Source organism: Corynebacterium lujinxingii (genome assembly GCF_014490555.1).
Taxonomy (GTDB): Bacteria; Actinomycetota; Actinomycetes; order Mycobacteriales; family Mycobacteriaceae; genus Corynebacterium; species Corynebacterium lujinxingii.
Window position 1 is genome coordinate 1,485,321 of sequence record NZ_CP061032.1, and the last position, 13,715, is coordinate 1,499,035.

14 protein-coding genes are annotated in these 13,715 nt (G+C 63.2%); 6 read left to right on the plus strand and 8 right to left on the minus strand.

Annotated features, from left to right (window positions below; all coding sequences use genetic code 11):
* Window positions 1-2: 2 nt before the first annotated feature.
* A complete protein-coding gene (gene gltS / locus IAU68_RS07430; RefSeq protein WP_171192677.1) occupies window positions 3-1,223 on the minus strand; it encodes a sodium/glutamate symporter in 1,221 nt (406 codons plus the stop codon).
* Between the two features lie 124 nt (window positions 1,224-1,347).
* On the opposite strand from gltS, the gene IAU68_RS07435 reads away from it, so the two are divergent.
* Window positions 1,348-2,076 carry an NAD-dependent deacylase gene (locus IAU68_RS07435; RefSeq protein ID WP_171192678.1) on the plus strand — a complete coding sequence of 243 codons (729 nt, stop codon included), beginning with the start codon at window positions 1,348-1,350 and terminating at the stop codon, window positions 2,074-2,076.
* On the opposite strand, the gene IAU68_RS07440 is transcribed toward IAU68_RS07435, so the two are convergent.
* From IAU68_RS07440 to cobA, 4 genes are read right to left on the minus strand one after another with little or no spacing between them, the layout of a single operon-like run.
* Window positions 2,073-2,327: a Txe/YoeB family addiction module toxin gene (locus IAU68_RS07440; RefSeq protein WP_171192679.1), complete on the minus strand. Its 255-nt coding sequence runs from the start codon at window positions 2,325-2,327 to the stop codon at window positions 2,073-2,075. The genes IAU68_RS07435 and IAU68_RS07440 overlap by 4 nt on opposite strands.
* The gene (locus IAU68_RS07445; RefSeq protein ID WP_171192680.1) at window positions 2,327-2,578 is read right to left on the minus strand and encodes a type II toxin-antitoxin system Phd/YefM family antitoxin; all 252 of its coding nucleotides are present in this window, start codon (window positions 2,576-2,578) and stop codon (window positions 2,327-2,329) included. The genes IAU68_RS07440 and IAU68_RS07445 overlap by 1 nt, the downstream gene beginning before the upstream one ends.
* Window positions 2,579-2,619: 41 nt before the next feature.
* Entirely contained in the window at window positions 2,620-3,570 is a 951-nt protein-coding gene (locus tag IAU68_RS07450; protein WP_171192681.1) for a class I SAM-dependent methyltransferase, read from the minus strand.
* Window positions 3,554-4,294 (minus strand): uroporphyrinogen-III C-methyltransferase, encoded by a 741-nt coding sequence (gene cobA, locus IAU68_RS07455; protein WP_171192682.1) that lies wholly within the window; start codon window positions 4,292-4,294, stop codon window positions 3,554-3,556. The genes IAU68_RS07450 and cobA overlap by 17 nt, the downstream gene beginning before the upstream one ends.
* 24 nt (window positions 4,295-4,318) lie before the next feature.
* On the opposite strand from cobA, the gene IAU68_RS07460 reads away from it, so the two are divergent.
* Window positions 4,319-5,524, plus strand: coding sequence for a protein adenylyltransferase SelO family protein (locus IAU68_RS07460; protein WP_171192683.1), 1,206 nt, complete (start codon window positions 4,319-4,321; stop codon window positions 5,522-5,524).
* Between the two features lie 15 nt (window positions 5,525-5,539).
* Here the strand turns inward: IAU68_RS07460 and mqo are convergent, their stop codons facing one another.
* Window positions 5,540-7,036 carry a malate dehydrogenase (quinone) gene (gene mqo, locus IAU68_RS07465; RefSeq protein WP_171192684.1) on the minus strand — a complete coding sequence of 499 codons (1,497 nt, stop codon included), beginning with the start codon at window positions 7,034-7,036 and terminating at the stop codon, window positions 5,540-5,542.
* 129 nt (window positions 7,037-7,165) lie between these two features.
* Between mqo and IAU68_RS07470 the strand changes: the two genes are divergently transcribed.
* The 4 genes from IAU68_RS07470 (at window position 7,166) to IAU68_RS07485 (ending at window position 10,833) form a co-directional block, all read left to right on the plus strand.
* Window positions 7,166-8,176 (plus strand): alpha/beta hydrolase, encoded by a 1,011-nt coding sequence (locus IAU68_RS07470; protein ID WP_171192685.1) that lies wholly within the window; start codon window positions 7,166-7,168, stop codon window positions 8,174-8,176.
* A gap of 41 nt (window positions 8,177-8,217) precedes the next feature.
* On the plus strand, window positions 8,218-9,630 hold the full coding sequence (mtr, locus tag IAU68_RS07475; RefSeq protein WP_171192686.1) for a mycothione reductase: 1,413 nt from the start codon (window positions 8,218-8,220) through the stop codon (window positions 9,628-9,630).
* A 322-nt stretch (window positions 9,631-9,952) separates the two neighbouring features.
* Window positions 9,953-10,360, plus strand: coding sequence for a hypothetical protein (locus IAU68_RS07480; protein WP_171192687.1), 408 nt, complete (start codon window positions 9,953-9,955; stop codon window positions 10,358-10,360).
* Window positions 10,361-10,413: 53 nt separating this feature from the next.
* Window positions 10,414-10,833: a hypothetical protein gene (locus IAU68_RS07485; RefSeq protein WP_171192688.1), complete on the plus strand. Its 420-nt coding sequence runs from the start codon at window positions 10,414-10,416 to the stop codon at window positions 10,831-10,833.
* Window positions 10,834-10,968: 135 nt separating this feature from the next.
* On the opposite strand, the gene map is transcribed toward IAU68_RS07485, so the two are convergent.
* Window positions 10,969-11,868, minus strand: a complete 900-nt coding sequence (gene map, locus IAU68_RS07490; protein WP_171192689.1) for a type I methionyl aminopeptidase — start codon at window positions 11,866-11,868, stop codon at window positions 10,969-10,971.
* A 41-nt stretch (window positions 11,869-11,909) separates the two neighbouring features.
* On the minus strand, window positions 11,910-13,715 hold the full coding sequence (locus IAU68_RS07495; RefSeq protein ID WP_171192690.1) for a penicillin-binding transpeptidase domain-containing protein: 1,806 nt from the start codon (window positions 13,713-13,715) through the stop codon (window positions 11,910-11,912).

Here is a 13,715-nt window from a genome sequence, read left to right on the forward strand (position 1 = left end):
GATCACACCACATTGAGGAACACGGTGACGACCAGGATGTTCACGAAGTCGATGAACATTCCTCCGATGATCGGAAGCACGAAAAACGCGAGTTTCGACGGCGAGTACTTCTGCACCACCGATTCCATGTTGGCCACGCCGTTCGGGGTCGCGCCCATGCCGAAGCCGCAGTGTCCGGCGGACAAAATGGCAGCGTCGTAGTCGCGGCCCATCACGCGGAAGGTGATGAAGTAGGCGTAGAGGAACATCAGCAGCGTCTGCGCGGCCAGCAGTACGAGCAGTGGCACGGCGAGGTCGGCCAGTTCCCACAGTTTGATCGTCATCAGCGCCTGGGCGAGGAAGAGCGCCAGTGCCACGTTGCCGATGATCTCCACCTCCTGGGTGGGCACGAACTCGTGGTACTGGCGTTCGTTGCGCGTATCCGAGATGTAGCGGAACAGGATGCCGACGAGCATCGCGCCGAGGTAGTTGGGAAACGCCGCCTTGTCCGTGAACTGGCTGATCACCCAGTTGATGCCGTCGGTGATGTAGGTGCCAACGAACATGGCGATGAGCAGGACGATAAACGCCTGCATAACTTGATCGCTGCGCAGTTCGCGGCGGCGGAGGGCGATTAGGCTGTCGTCGACACCAGCTTCGCTGGACACGGTGGACTGCAGGCGGTTGTTTTTGATCAACCGGTCGCCCACCGGCCCGCCCATCAGCGAGCCCATGAGCAAACCGAACGTGGCGGCGGTGTACGCGACGGTTTCTGCACGGTCGACGCCTTGTGCCTCAACGAGCGGTGCCATGCCGCCAGACACGCCGTGACCGCCCGTCATGGACACCGAGCCAGTCATCAAGGCCAGCGAAGATGGAATATCCACAAGCGGGGCAAGCACCACGGCGAGCACGTTTTGTAGCACCACCAGCACAGATGCGACGAGCAGGAACCGTGTCACCATTTTTCCTGCTTTGCCCAGCACGGCCACGCTCGCGCCAAATCCGACGGAGGTGAAAAACATGGTCATGAAGAAGCCCTGTAGGGTGGTGTCGAAGGTGATGTCGACCCACCCGGTGAGCTTGAACACCAGGTTGAACAGGGCGAAAAGGAACCCGCCGATGACGGGCGCGGGGATGGCGAAGCGCTCGAAGAACGCGACGTTGTTGCGCAGCCAACGCCCGATGACGAGCAGCACGACGGCAAAGCCGATGGTCTGGATCATGCTGAACTCGATCGCCATCGCCGGCCGTCTTTCCGTCTCGCTTCGGTTGCAGCGCAGTTTACGACGCGCAGTCGCCTTGTGACAACGGACACGCACCGGGGGTAGCCTGCCGAGTTTTCACACGCAGGGTACGGTGCCCCGTATGACCACCATCGACGACGCACGCGAGCTTCTCGACGACGCCAGCCACATCGAAGTTTTCACCGGCGCCGGTATGAGTGCTGACAGCGGGATCGCCACGTACCGCGACGCGCAGACCGGCCTATGGGAGAACGTCGACCCGCAGGACATGGCTTCGATCGACGCGTGGCACGACGACCCGGACACCATGTTCGCGTGGTACCTCTGGCGCGCCCGCCTGGCGCAGCAGGCGGAGCCGAACGCCGGCCATGTGGCCATTGCACGCTCGCCGAAGACGACGGTGACCACGCAAAACATCGATAACCTGCACGAGCGTGGCGGCAGCAACGATGTCGTCCACCTGCACGGGTCGTTGTTCGAGTTCCGCTGTTCGCTTTGCGACGAGCCCTACACCAGCCCCATCGAACTCCCGGAGGAACCAGTCGCGGAGATCACCCCGCCGGCGTGTCCAGTCTGCGGCGGTTCGGTGCGCCCGGGCGTGGTGTGGTTCGGCGAGGCTTTGCCCGAGGGCGAGTGGAAGGAAGCCGAGCGACGCATGCGCGCCGCGGACGCGTTGGTGATCGTGGGCACCTCTGGCGTGGTCTACCCCGCTGCCGGTCTGCCGCTGATGGCGCACGCCCGCGATATCCCGATCATCGAGGTCACCCCGATGCGCACCGATCTGTCGCACCTAGCTGATGTGGTCATCGAGGACACCGCTGCAGCAGCGCTGCCCACGCTGCTGGGTTAGTAGTGGTATCGAGCCTGCAGGATCACCAGGTCTCCCCCGGAAACCATGTACACCAGGCGGTGCTCTTGCGTGATCCTCCTTGACCACGCACCTTCAGCACCGTATTTGAGTGGCTCGGGCTTGCCTATTCCTTCAAACGGATCTCGCAACATATCTTTCAGCAGTTGGTTCACACGTTTGAGTGTTTTCCGGTCATTACTCTGCCAATGGAGGTAATCGCTCCAGGCATCGTCTGTCCAAACCAGACGCACTATGCATCCAAATCAACGTCGTGTTCGGACACTGCGCCGTTAAGCGCGTCATCGTAGGATCGTGTCAGCCGGCGTGCATTTTCTCGCGACTTAAAGAGGTATGCGGTCTCCACCCAGGCCTCGTAATCTTCTGCGGCCATCAACACTGCGTTACCGTTTCGCGAAACGATCTCGACTGCATCGCGGTCGTTATTCACTCGTTCAATAAGCGGGTACAACGTCCGGCGCGCTTCAGATGCGCTGATAGACAAAACGGCCTCCTTTAACTGGTACCGGAAAACGGTACCACAATTCAAGGAATAGCGCGCAGCACCGTAAACGTTTTATCCCGCGTGACCTGCTCCACCTTGGCAAAGCGGCGCTCCACCTCACTGCGGTAGCGCAGGTGCGAGTTGTGCACGAGGTACAGCGCCCCGCTGGGCGCAAGCAGGCGCACCGCCGCATCAAGCAGGTGCTGCACAAGCGTGGCGTCGACGGCGGTGCCGTCGTGGAACGGCGGGTTCAGGGCGATGGTGTCGAAGGACGCGTCCGCAAAACGGGAGCCAGCGTCGTCCCACGTCGCATCGATGCCGATGGCACGGGCGGAGAGCACAGCATCCGCGTCCGAGTCGGTGGCTGCCGCGCTCATGCCCCGGGTGACGGATCCGTTGCCGCACCCTAAATCGAGCAGCCTGCCGGGCTCGTCCGGCAGGCAAGATCGCAGCAGTTCGCCGCCGCGGTCCGGCTTCGCACCGGAGAACACGCCACCGATAGCTACGAGCCCGTCGCCGCGCACAGGCTCGTAGGTCACATCCCGCGCGCCGGAAGCAACCAGGCAGCGGAACTTTCCGCGGCCAAGAGAGGCGGCCACATCCTGAAACGACTCCCCCAGCACCGCGTTCATTCCACGGGAGAGGTGCTTATTGTTCGCGCCGAGGACTACCCGGTCCTGTGAAAAGCCGGCGGACGCGATGGAGCGCGCCAGGTAGTCCAGCCGGGCGAGCGACTTGGGCATCTCCCCGATTGCCACGGCGGTGCCGGATGCGCCGGAAAAGTAGTCGTCGATACGCACGTCGCCCACAACTTCTGCGCCGAGCGCACGGGCTTCCTGACAGCGGGTGTGGTCAGGATCCGCAAACACCACTTCCGCACCGGAGGACAGCGCTGCGCGGGTGAGATCCAACGTGGGATCGTTGCAGATGATCACCGCCTCACCTGCTTGGATATCAGCGATGTCCCAAATGAGGCTATCCAGCGTGCGCAAGGCCGGCCACCTCTCCGACGACGTAGACGGCGGGGGCGGCGATGTTGCGGGTTTCCATCTCGTCGGCAAGCGTGGCCGTGGTGGCGAAGAACACCCGCTGCGTATCGGTCTCGCCTTCCTGGATCACGGCAGCTGGGGTTGCGGGGTCGAGGCCGGCTTCCAGCAGCGCATCCGCGATCGCCCGGGCGTTGCGCACGCCCATCACAACGACGATGGTGCCGCCGGTGCGCGCGAGCGCCGACCAATCGACGAGCGACTTCTCGTGCCCCGGAGGCAGGTGGCCGGAGGCAACCGTGAACGCGTGCGTGACCCCGCGCTGGGTCACCGGCACCCCAGCGGCCGCCGGCACCGAAATCGCGGAGGTCACCCCCGGCACCACAGAACACTCGAGCCCGGCTGCCGCACAAGCCTGCAACTCCTCGAAGCCGCGGCCGAACACGTATGGGTCGCCACCTTTCAGCCGCACGACATCCTTGCCGTCGCGCGCGTACGACACCAACATCTCGTTGATGCGCTCCTGGGCGACCTGCTTGGCGTAGGGCAGCTTCGCTACATCGACTACCTCCTTGCCGGACAGGTCCAAGAAATCCTCGAGTTCCGCGGACGGGCCCAAATGGTCCGCAAGGATGACATCCGCAGCCTCCAACGCGCGAAGTCCACGGATGGTAAGCAGGTCCCACCCCCCGGGACCGCCGCCGACAAGAGTGATGTGGCCGTTACTCATACCGTCACAGTCTAGGGTGGCACCATGACACGACCCCAGCTCGACCACACACTCGCTGACTCACTACCGGAGCTCGCGCACGAAGAGACGGGCACACGCTTTGAAAACCCGCAGCTCGTCGCACTGAATGAGCCGCTCGCCCGCGAACTCGGCCTCGACCCCGCTTGGCTGCGAGGCGACGACGGGCTTGCCTGGCTTTCCGGCGCTGAAGGCGGCCACGCCATGGCCTACGCGGGACACCAGTTCGGCCAGTTCGTTCCGTTGCTTGGCGACGGCCGCGCGCTCCTGCTCGGCGACATCAACGGCTTCGAAATTCAGCTGAAAGGCTCTGGCCCGACCGCATTTTCGCGGCCTGGTTCGGACGGCGTCGGCGCGATCGGCCCGATGCTGCGCGAACACCTCGTGTCCACGTTCATGGACGCGATAGGCGTGCCGACGACACGCTCGCTGGCGGTGCTCACCACCGGTGGGACGGTCATCCGGCAGCAGGGAGCGGTCCCGGGCGGCATCGAGGTGCGGGTGGCGACAAGCCACCTGCGCGTTGGCACTGTGCAGTACGCCGCGACCCAGTCCGAGGACCTCGTGCGCAACGTGATGGGCGCGGCCGGGTTCGACGACGCGCGCCAGATGCTGGACACAGTCACTCGTCGCCAGTTCGACTTGGTCGCCCACTGGATGCGCCTCGGCTTCGTCCACGGAGTGATGAACACCGACAACGCGGCGCTTTCCGGCGAGACGATCGACTACGGCCCCTGCGCGTTCACCGAGCGTTTCGACGCCAACGCGTCTTTTTCCTCCATCGACCGGATGGGCCGCTATGCGTTTGGCAACCAGCCGACGATTATTGCGTGGAACATGGCGCGGCTGGCTGAGGCAGTCTTCCCGTTGCTCGGCCAGGAGAAAGTCAACGAGTACGTGGCAACAATCCAGCCGGCCTGGGATGAAGCGTGGGCGCGTTGGATCGGCGACGACCACGACGGGCTGAATCAGGCTGCCGACATCACCACCTACAACCGAGAGCACGGCATCAACGGTAAGCCCGGCCCGATTTTCATACCTCGCAACCAGATGCTGCAGGAGGCGATCGACGCCGCCGAGCAGCGTGGCGAGTACGAGCAATACAACGAGCTGCTCGCCGCGGTAAGTGACCCGTATAACGAAACGGCCGGGCCCGAATGGATGGCCCGGCCGGAAGGACAGCTGCCCTACGTCACCTTCTGCGGAACGTAGGGCGCGTCGGCGAGGTTAGTCGTCGAGACCCAGCGTCTTCTGGGTCCACGCCCACTGCTCATCGTAGGCTTCCTTGTCGCGCTTGAGCGACTTGCCGTACGTCGGGAACATCTCATGGAGCTTGTCTGCCCAGTCGATCATGTGCTCGCCGAAGCAGCGCTCCAGCAGCTCGATCATGGCGGCCGGGGTGATGGATGCGCCCGGGGATGCGCCGAGCACGCCGGCGATGGTGCCGTTTTGGTCGTTGACCAGGGCGGTGCCGAACTCCAGGGTGCCAAAGCGCGGAGCCGCAGCCGGCTTGATCACCTGCACGCGCTGGCCGGCGACGACAACGTCCCAGTCCTTGCCGTCAGCCGCCGGGTAGTACTCGTGCAGCATGTCCACCTTGCCGTCGAAGTCGCGGAAGACCTCTTGGACCAGGTACTTCACCAGGCCCACGTTGGTGGCGGCGACACCGAGGTAGGACGGGATGTTGTCCGGACGGATCGACTTGAACAGGTCGAGGTAGGAGCCTTCCTTCAGGAACTTCGGGCTCCAGCCGCCGTACGGGCCGAACAGCAGGGACTCTTCGCCGTCGACGACGCGCAAGTCCAAGTGCGGCACCGACATCGGCGGCGCACCCACCTTCGCCTTGCCGTAGACCTTGGCCTTGTGCTGCTGCACCAGTTCCTGGTTGGTGGTCTTGAGCCACATGCCGGAGATCGGGAAGCCGGCGTAGCCGTGCACCTCCGGAACGCCCGCCTTACGCAGCAGGTCGAGGGCGTAGCCGCCGGCACCGACGAAGACGAAGCGGGCGCGAACAACCTGCTTGTCACCGGTGTGCACGTTTTTGACGGTAACCTTCCAGAAGTTACCCTCGCGCTTCAGGTTGACAACCTCGTGGCCGTAGCGGACCTTCGTGCCATTGGCTTTGGCCGCGTCAACAAACTGCTTGGTCAGCGAGCCGTAGTTGATGTCAGTGCCGGCGTCGGTCCAGGAGATAGCGACCGGCTCCGCGTCAAAGTCGCGGCCCTGCGCCATCAGCGGCAGCTTGTCGGCGAACTCGTCGCGGTCGTCCGTGAACTGCATGTTCGGGAACATGTGGTTTGCCGAGAGCTTGTCGTAGCGCTTACGCAGGTACTCGATTTGATCCTCGCCCTGCGCGAAGGAGACGTGCGGAACCGGGTTAATGAAGGCGCGTGGCTGCTTGATCACACCGTTTTCCACTTGGTACGACCAGAATTGGCGCGACAGCTGGAACTTCTCGTTGATCGCCATAGCCTTGGAGACGTCGATACGCCCGTTCTTCTCCGGCGTGTAGTTCAGCTCGCACAAGGCGGAGTGACCGGTCCCGGCGTTGTTGAACGGGTAGGAGGACTCTTCTGCTGGCCCGTCGAGGCGCTCGAAGATCATCTGGCTCCAGCTGGGCTCCAGCTCATGCAGCATCGAACACAAGGTGGCGCTCATAATGCCGGCGCCGACGTGCAGGATGTCCACCTCGTCCGCGTACTTGTTACCAACGTTGTCAGACATGCGTAGTCATCCTTTGAGAGTTTCGACAATTTTGGGGTACCGCCATAATACGTCGACGCGTACGCGAAATCGCATAAGGCTTGACGACGACACAGAACACACCGAACCCGCATCAGTATCATCAGTCACATGACTCAGCGAAACGAAATAACCGTTCATTCTCTCGACTGGAAACCGGACGTGCTCGGGGACAATTTCGAGCAGGCCCGGCTGCAATTAGCAAAGGACCCGGATTCCGGGAAGCACCCGGAGGCGGTGCTGGTGCGCGACGTGCGGTCGTCGCAAAGCAACCTGCCCGCGGTGCTGTGGGTCCACGGCATGTCGGACTACTTCTTCCAATCGCACGTGGCCGACGAGTTTCACGAGCACGGCTACCCGTTTTACGCGCTCGATCTGCGCCGCTGCGGCCGCGCGCACAAGAAGGGACAGCGCTGGCATTTCACGCTGGATATGCGCCGCTACTTCGAAGAACTCACGCTCGCGCTGCGGATCCTGGCGCGCGAACACGGTTCCGTTGTCGTACTCGCGCATTCCACGGGCGGGCTGATTGTCCCGCTGTGGGCAGACGACCTGCGACGCAATTCGCCGGACGACCACGCGTTAATCAAAGGCATCGAACTCAACAGCCCGTGGCTGGACCTGCAGTTCCCGTCGTGGATGGTCAAGCCGCTTAAGCCGGTGCTCAAATCGGTCGGTGCGATCTTCCCGTCACTTCCGCTCCCCGGCGGCAGCCTGGGCACGTACGGCACGTCGATCCACGACGCCGAGCACGGCGAGTGGAGCTTTAACACGAAATGGAAACCGCTCGACGGCCACCGCAAGTACGTCGGCTGGATCCGCGCTGTGATCAAGGCGCAGGAACCGATCCATGCGGGCAAGATCGACACCGGCGTGCCAACGCTGACGCTGCGCTCGTCGCACTCGTACCTCAACCAGAAGTACTCCCCCGCCGCCGACACCGCGGATACTGTCTTAGACGTCGAGCAAATCCAACGCTGGGCGCCGACGCTTGCCGACGACGCCCGCGTCGAAGTCATCGACGGCGCCCGCCACGACGTGTTCCTCTCCGAGCGCCACGCCCGGGAGGCCGCGTTTAAGGCCACGTTCGCGTGGCTAGACGGTCTCAACCGCGCGCAGTAACGTCGAGACGCAACCCATACGTTTATATAGAGGAGACGACTATGCCTGATTCGGCCACCAATGCCACCCACTTTGACCTGATTATCGTGGGCGCCGGTTCCGGCAACTCGATCCTCACCCCGGATTTCGACGACAAGAACGTCGCGTTGGTTGAGAAGGGCGCGTTCGGCGGCACGTGCCTCAACGTCGGCTGCATCCCGACCAAGATGTACGTCCTCGCCGCCGAGCACGCGTTCGCAGCCCGGGAGGCCGGCAAACTCGGCGTGGACTTGGAGTACAACGGCGCGGACTGGGCCGCGATCCGTGAGCGCGTCTTTGACAACCGCATCGACTTGATCGCTAAAGGCGGCGAGGACTACCGACGCAACGGATGCCCGAACGTCACCGTCTACGACATGGAGGCGTCCTTTGTCGGACCAAAGACCCTGAAAACCGGGCGCGCCGGCGAGGAGGAGACGATCACTGCGGACACGATCATCCTCGCCGCGGGCGCACGCCCGTTCATCCCTGAGTGGGCTGAAGGTATCGAGTACCACACCAACGAGGACATCATGCGTCTCGACGAGCAGCCCAAATCGCTGACCATCGTCGGCGGCGGCTTCATTGCAATGGAGTTCGCGCACGTCTTTGACGCTCTCGGCACCGAGGTCACCGTGATCAACCGCTCCCCGCTCCTGCGCGCCCTCGATGAGGATCTGCGCGAGCCCTTCAACGACATCGCCGCCAAGCGCTACACCACCCACATCGGACGCACCGTGAAAGCAGCGACCCAGGGCGACGACGGTGTCACGCTAACGCTTGACGACGACACCGCTGTCACCTCCGAGGCCCTCCTCATTGCAACGGGCCGCGTTCCGAACAGCGACACACTAAACGTCGCGGCCGGCGGCCTGGAGATCCAACCGGATGGGCACGTGAAGGTCGACGAGTACGGACGCACCACCGCCGACGGCGTGTGGTCGCTTGGAGACCTGTCCTCGCCGTACATGCTCAAGCACGTCGCCAACGCGGAGACCCGCGCCGTGACCCACAACGTGCTGGCCACATGGGGCGAAACGGACGATCTGGTGCCGATGCCGCACGACCACGTGCCATCGGCTGTGTTTACCCACCCGCAGATCGCCACGGTGGGCATGACCGAGCAGCAGGCGAGCGACGCCGGCCACGACGTGACCGTGAAAGTGCAAAACTACGGCGACGTGGCATACGGCTGGGGCCTGGAGGACAGCACCGGCATTGTGAAGCTGGTCGCCGACCGCTCCACCGGCAAGTTGCTTGGCGCGCACTACATGGGCCCGCAGGCCTCCACTCTCATCCACCAGATGATCACCGTGATGGCGTACGACTTAGATCTGCGGGACTTCCCACGTAGCCAATATTGGATCCACCCGGCTCTTTCCGAAGTTACCGAAAACGCGATCCTCGGCCTCGACCTGACCTTCAAAGAAGTCTAAACCTTTGCTTCACCCCCTCTTTTGGGGGCCAAGTCACATTTGCACAACATTCGACTCAAAAGTTGCCAAAAGCCCACGTCGATTAGTTCGGAAACCTTGCAGACTTCACAGCCGACATTGAGGTTGCCCAACTTTGGGATGGTTTTTGCATGAAATTGCAGAGGGGACTTGCACGGGGCCACAAGGCTTCGGCTATTGTCGATGCAGACACCGGGACCGAGCCCCCAAGGCTTGCTATCGGTCCTAGGAGCTCAATGCCCCTGGACTTCTTTGAATTCCACCCGGACGTCGTGCAAGAACTATCAGAGAAGGATTTCGTTTCATGCGTAATTTCCGTAAGGCAGCCCTCGCCGGCGCAACCGCCGTCGCTGTGGCATTCGGCTCCACCGCAGTCGCAACCGCAGAGACCACTGAGGACACCACCGCGGCAGAGAACACCTACGTCGCACCGTCCCGTCCGGTCGAAGACAAGGACGGCAAGGACGGCGTCGAGCCGGCTTCCTCCGAGAAGATCACCCACTCCGAGTGGCTCCAGTTCCGCGACGAGGACGGCAACCTGCGCGGCACCGACGGTCGGGCAATCTTCGGCGAGAAGGACAACTTCGACGCACAGCCGCAATACGCCAAGCTCGCCTACGGCGCAACCATCTTCACCGTTGTCTCCGCGCTCGTCGGTCTTATCGTTGGCCCGCTGTACAACTTCATCGTCCACGGCGACGTCCAGTTCTAAGTTCGCGGATTTCCGCTAACCAACTCCAACTCACTTTCGAAAGAAGGAAAACGATGCGTAACTTCCGCACCGCTGCAGTTGCTACCGCAACCGCTCTGACCGTCGTTGCTGGCGGCACCGCAATCGCCTCCGCTGAGGAAGGCACCACCGAGACCACCTCCAACGACAAGGCCGTCGTCTTCGTCGGCAAGCAGAAGGAGACCGATAAGGACTTCGGCGAGGTTGTCAGCGACGGCACCAAGGGCCTGTTCGATGGCAAGGGTTCTTCCCAGTACTTCAATGATGAGCAGGATCCGTTCTACCCGACCGACGCCTTCGGCAACACCACCAACGCTGAGGATGTCCCGCAGTGGGCTCGCTACTGGATTGATGGCTCCATCGTCGCTGCCATCGGCGCCCTGGTTGGCCTCGTCATCGCTGGCTTCAACTTCGCCTTCTACAACGGCTGGCTGGAGCACCCGCTCTCCCGCTAAGCCATAGCGCTTGAGCAGAAGCTGAAACCCCGTCGCTTAGGCGACGGGGTTTCTTGCTGTTTAAGACCGGCCTAGAAGCGCGAAGGGGCGGGGCTGCACCACACGGTGCAGCCCCGCCCCTTCGTTCTTTAAGGGCTACTCCCCCAGCATGTGCTGCCCGGCCGCGACATCTGCGTCCGGGATGGTGAGGATCTCGTTGCCATCGTCGGTGATCACGAGAGTGTGCTCGAACTGTGCGGTGTACTCGCCGTCGTTGTTCTGCACGGTCCAGCCGTCGTTCCACACGTGGTATGGCAGCGCGCCCAGGTTGATCATCGGCTCGACGGTAAGCGTCATGCCCGGCTCGAGGATGTCGGTGTACGCGTCCGAGTCGTAGTGCAGCACCACAAGACCGTTGTGGAAGGTGGTGCCCACACCGTGGCCGGTGAAGTCGGTGACCACGTTGTAGCCGAAGCGCTTGGCGTAAGACTCAATCACGCGGCCAATGACGTTGATCTGGCGTCCCGGCTTTGCGGCTTTGATGCCACGCATCATGGCTTGGTAGGTGCGGTTCACAAGATCCTTGTGTTCCTGGGCGACGTCCCCCGCGAAGAACGTCGCGTTGGTGTCTCCGTGCACACCGTTCTTGTAGGCGGTGACATCGATATTGACGATGTCACCTTCCTTGATCACGGTGGTGTCCGGGATGCCGTGGCAGACGATCTCGTTCAGCGAGATGCACGACGACTTCGGGTAGCCACGGTAGCCGAGCGTCGACGGGTAGGCGCCGTGCTCGACGAGGTAATCGTGGACGATGCCGTCAATCTCGTCGGTGGTTTTGCCCGGCGCAACTGCAGCACCTGCGAGTGCGAGCGCGTTTGCCGCGATCTTGCTGGCCTCGCGCATCGCCTCGATGGTCTCTGCACTCTGGACGACGGGCTCGCCGACGTTTTCCTGTACCTCGTCCTTCCACGCGTATTCCGGTCGCTCGATGCTGGCCGGAACCTTGCGCTCAGGGGTGGGTTTTCCTGGTGTCAACATTCCTCGTGGGTTCATACGGGCAATGCTAGTACCGCCCGCAAATCCGGCCTTCGCCCCTACCCGAGTGGAAGATTGGCCAGCATCGTGTTCGATAGCGCAACCGCAGCCTCAGAACCGCCACCGAGGACGACGAGGGTGGCGAAAGCGATGTCGTCGTCAACGCGGTAGCCGGTGAACCAGGAGTGTGAGCCGCCGTTGATCTCAGCCTCACCGGTCTTGCCGCGAATGTCGCCTTCAGCCGTAAACGCGCTCGCAGTACCACCGGGCGCGGTCACCGCAGCCATGATCTGTCGCAGTTGGTCGATCGCCTCTGGCGGCAGCGGTGCGATTTCCTCGCTCAGTTTCGTCTCTTCACCCTTCACCAGGTACGGCACCGGCATCGTGCCGTGTGCCGCGGTGGCGGAGACAAGCGCCATGCCGAACGGGCTCGCCAGGTCGAGGCCTTGACCGTAGCCGGCCTCAGTGCGGTCAAGCAGCTCTTCGCCATCTGGGATGGAGCCCGTGATGGTCTCCACGCCGGGGATCTCCATGTCTACGCCGAGGCCGAATTGCTTGCCCACGTCCTTCAATTCGCCCGGGGCCAGGTTGGTGGAGATATCCGCGAACGTGGTGTTGCACGACCGCGCGAAGGCGGTCTCTAGCGGCACGGTGCCGAGTCCGAAGCCGGCGTAGTTGGTCACAGTACGACCGAACAGGTTCATCGTTCCCGGGCACGGAACGGGTGTGCCAGGGTTCATCCCCTGACGTGCCAGGCCAGCGGCTGCAGTGACGATTTTGAAGGTGGAGCCGGGCGGGTACTGGCCCATCGTCGCCAAGTTGCCGTCTGCGTCCGCCGCCGGCGTTTGGGCCACGGCGAGAATCCCGCCTGTGGAGGGACGGATGGCCACAATCATGGCCTGCTGCCCCGCAACGGGTTCGAGCGCCTTTTCGGCGGCTTCCTGCACGCGGTGATCGAGGCTGATGTGAATCGCGGGGGCCGGCGCCGGATCCTCGCGTGTGATCTCCTCGTACGACGCGCCGTTCTCGTTGACCACGTCGATGCTCCAGCCAGCATCGCCGGTCAGATCGTCGCGCACCAACTCGCCCACACGCGCCATGATGTCGGGCGCGAAGTTCGGCTGGGCGTTGACCATGGCGGCTTCTTCGTTGAGGCGCACGCCGGGCTCGTCGCCAAGTGCCTCCGCGAACGCGTCGCGGGCGCCAGCGGGGATCACAGCGGCAGAGAACACCCCGGAGGCCTCAGAGATGTCCTTCGACAGCCCTTCGGCGTCGTGCAGTGGCACAGCGCGGTCTGTCTCATGTGCTTTCGCCAGCGCACCACTGATCGCGGCCGCGGCAGCCCCAGCAGTGCGCATCTGGTCGGTATCCACGAGCACGCGGTACGCAGTGCCCGGTTTGAGCAGCTCCACCCCGTCGGAGGAGACCACGCTCGCCTGCGCGGGTGCGATCGAGCGCAACTCCAGGTGCTGATGCGCGCCAAGCCTGGGGTGCAGCACCGACGGTTGCCATCGCACGGACCACTGCTCGCCCGACTGTGTGAGCGTCATTTGTGCGTCGTAGGTCAGCTCACGCTCGCGCGGCAGCTGCCACGCCAGCTCGTAGGTCGCCGTAGCCAGGTTGTCTTCCTGGTGGACGTCTTTGAGCGTGGCGGTCATCTTCTCCGCCTGCAGGCCGTCCCAGGTGGCGTTGGTGGAATCGGTGGCGGAGGTGGGGTCGTCGATAAGCGACGCGTCCACCTCGCGCTGCTCGAGCGCCTCGAGAAACGCGCTGGCGGTGGGCTCGGCGTCGTTGGGGCGCGGGGTGCAAGCGCTTATCGACGACACCAGCACCACCCCGGACAGCACTGCGGCGAAGCGGCGCAT

What these genes read in the sequence shown, in the direction of transcription:
- gltS (WP_171192677.1), bottom strand. Translation starts at nt 1,223, where the DNA reads ATGGCGATCGAGTTCAGCATGATCCAGACCATCGGCTTTGCCGTCGTG.
- IAU68_RS07435 (WP_171192678.1), top strand. Translation starts at nt 1,348, where the DNA reads ATGACCACCATCGACGACGCACGCGAGCTTCTCGACGACGCCAGCCAC.
- cobA (WP_171192682.1), bottom strand. Translation starts at nt 4,294, where the DNA reads ATGAGTAACGGCCACATCACTCTTGTCGGCGGCGGTCCCGGGGGGTGG.
- IAU68_RS07460 (WP_171192683.1), top strand. Translation starts at nt 4,319, where the DNA reads ATGACACGACCCCAGCTCGACCACACACTCGCTGACTCACTACCGGAG.
- mqo (WP_171192684.1), bottom strand. Translation starts at nt 7,036, where the DNA reads ATGTCTGACAACGTTGGTAACAAGTACGCGGACGAGGTGGACATCCTG.
- IAU68_RS07470 (WP_171192685.1), top strand. Translation starts at nt 7,166, where the DNA reads ATGACTCAGCGAAACGAAATAACCGTTCATTCTCTCGACTGGAAACCG.
- mtr (WP_171192686.1), top strand. Translation starts at nt 8,218, where the DNA reads ATGCCTGATTCGGCCACCAATGCCACCCACTTTGACCTGATTATCGTG.
- IAU68_RS07480 (WP_171192687.1), top strand. Translation starts at nt 9,953, where the DNA reads ATGCGTAATTTCCGTAAGGCAGCCCTCGCCGGCGCAACCGCCGTCGCT.
- IAU68_RS07485 (WP_171192688.1), top strand. Translation starts at nt 10,414, where the DNA reads ATGCGTAACTTCCGCACCGCTGCAGTTGCTACCGCAACCGCTCTGACC.
- map (WP_171192689.1), bottom strand. Translation starts at nt 11,868, where the DNA reads ATGAACCCACGAGGAATGTTGACACCAGGAAAACCCACCCCTGAGCGC.
- IAU68_RS07495 (WP_171192690.1), bottom strand. Translation starts at nt 13,715, where the DNA reads ATGCGCCGCTTCGCCGCAGTGCTGTCCGGGGTGGTGCTGGTGTCGTCG.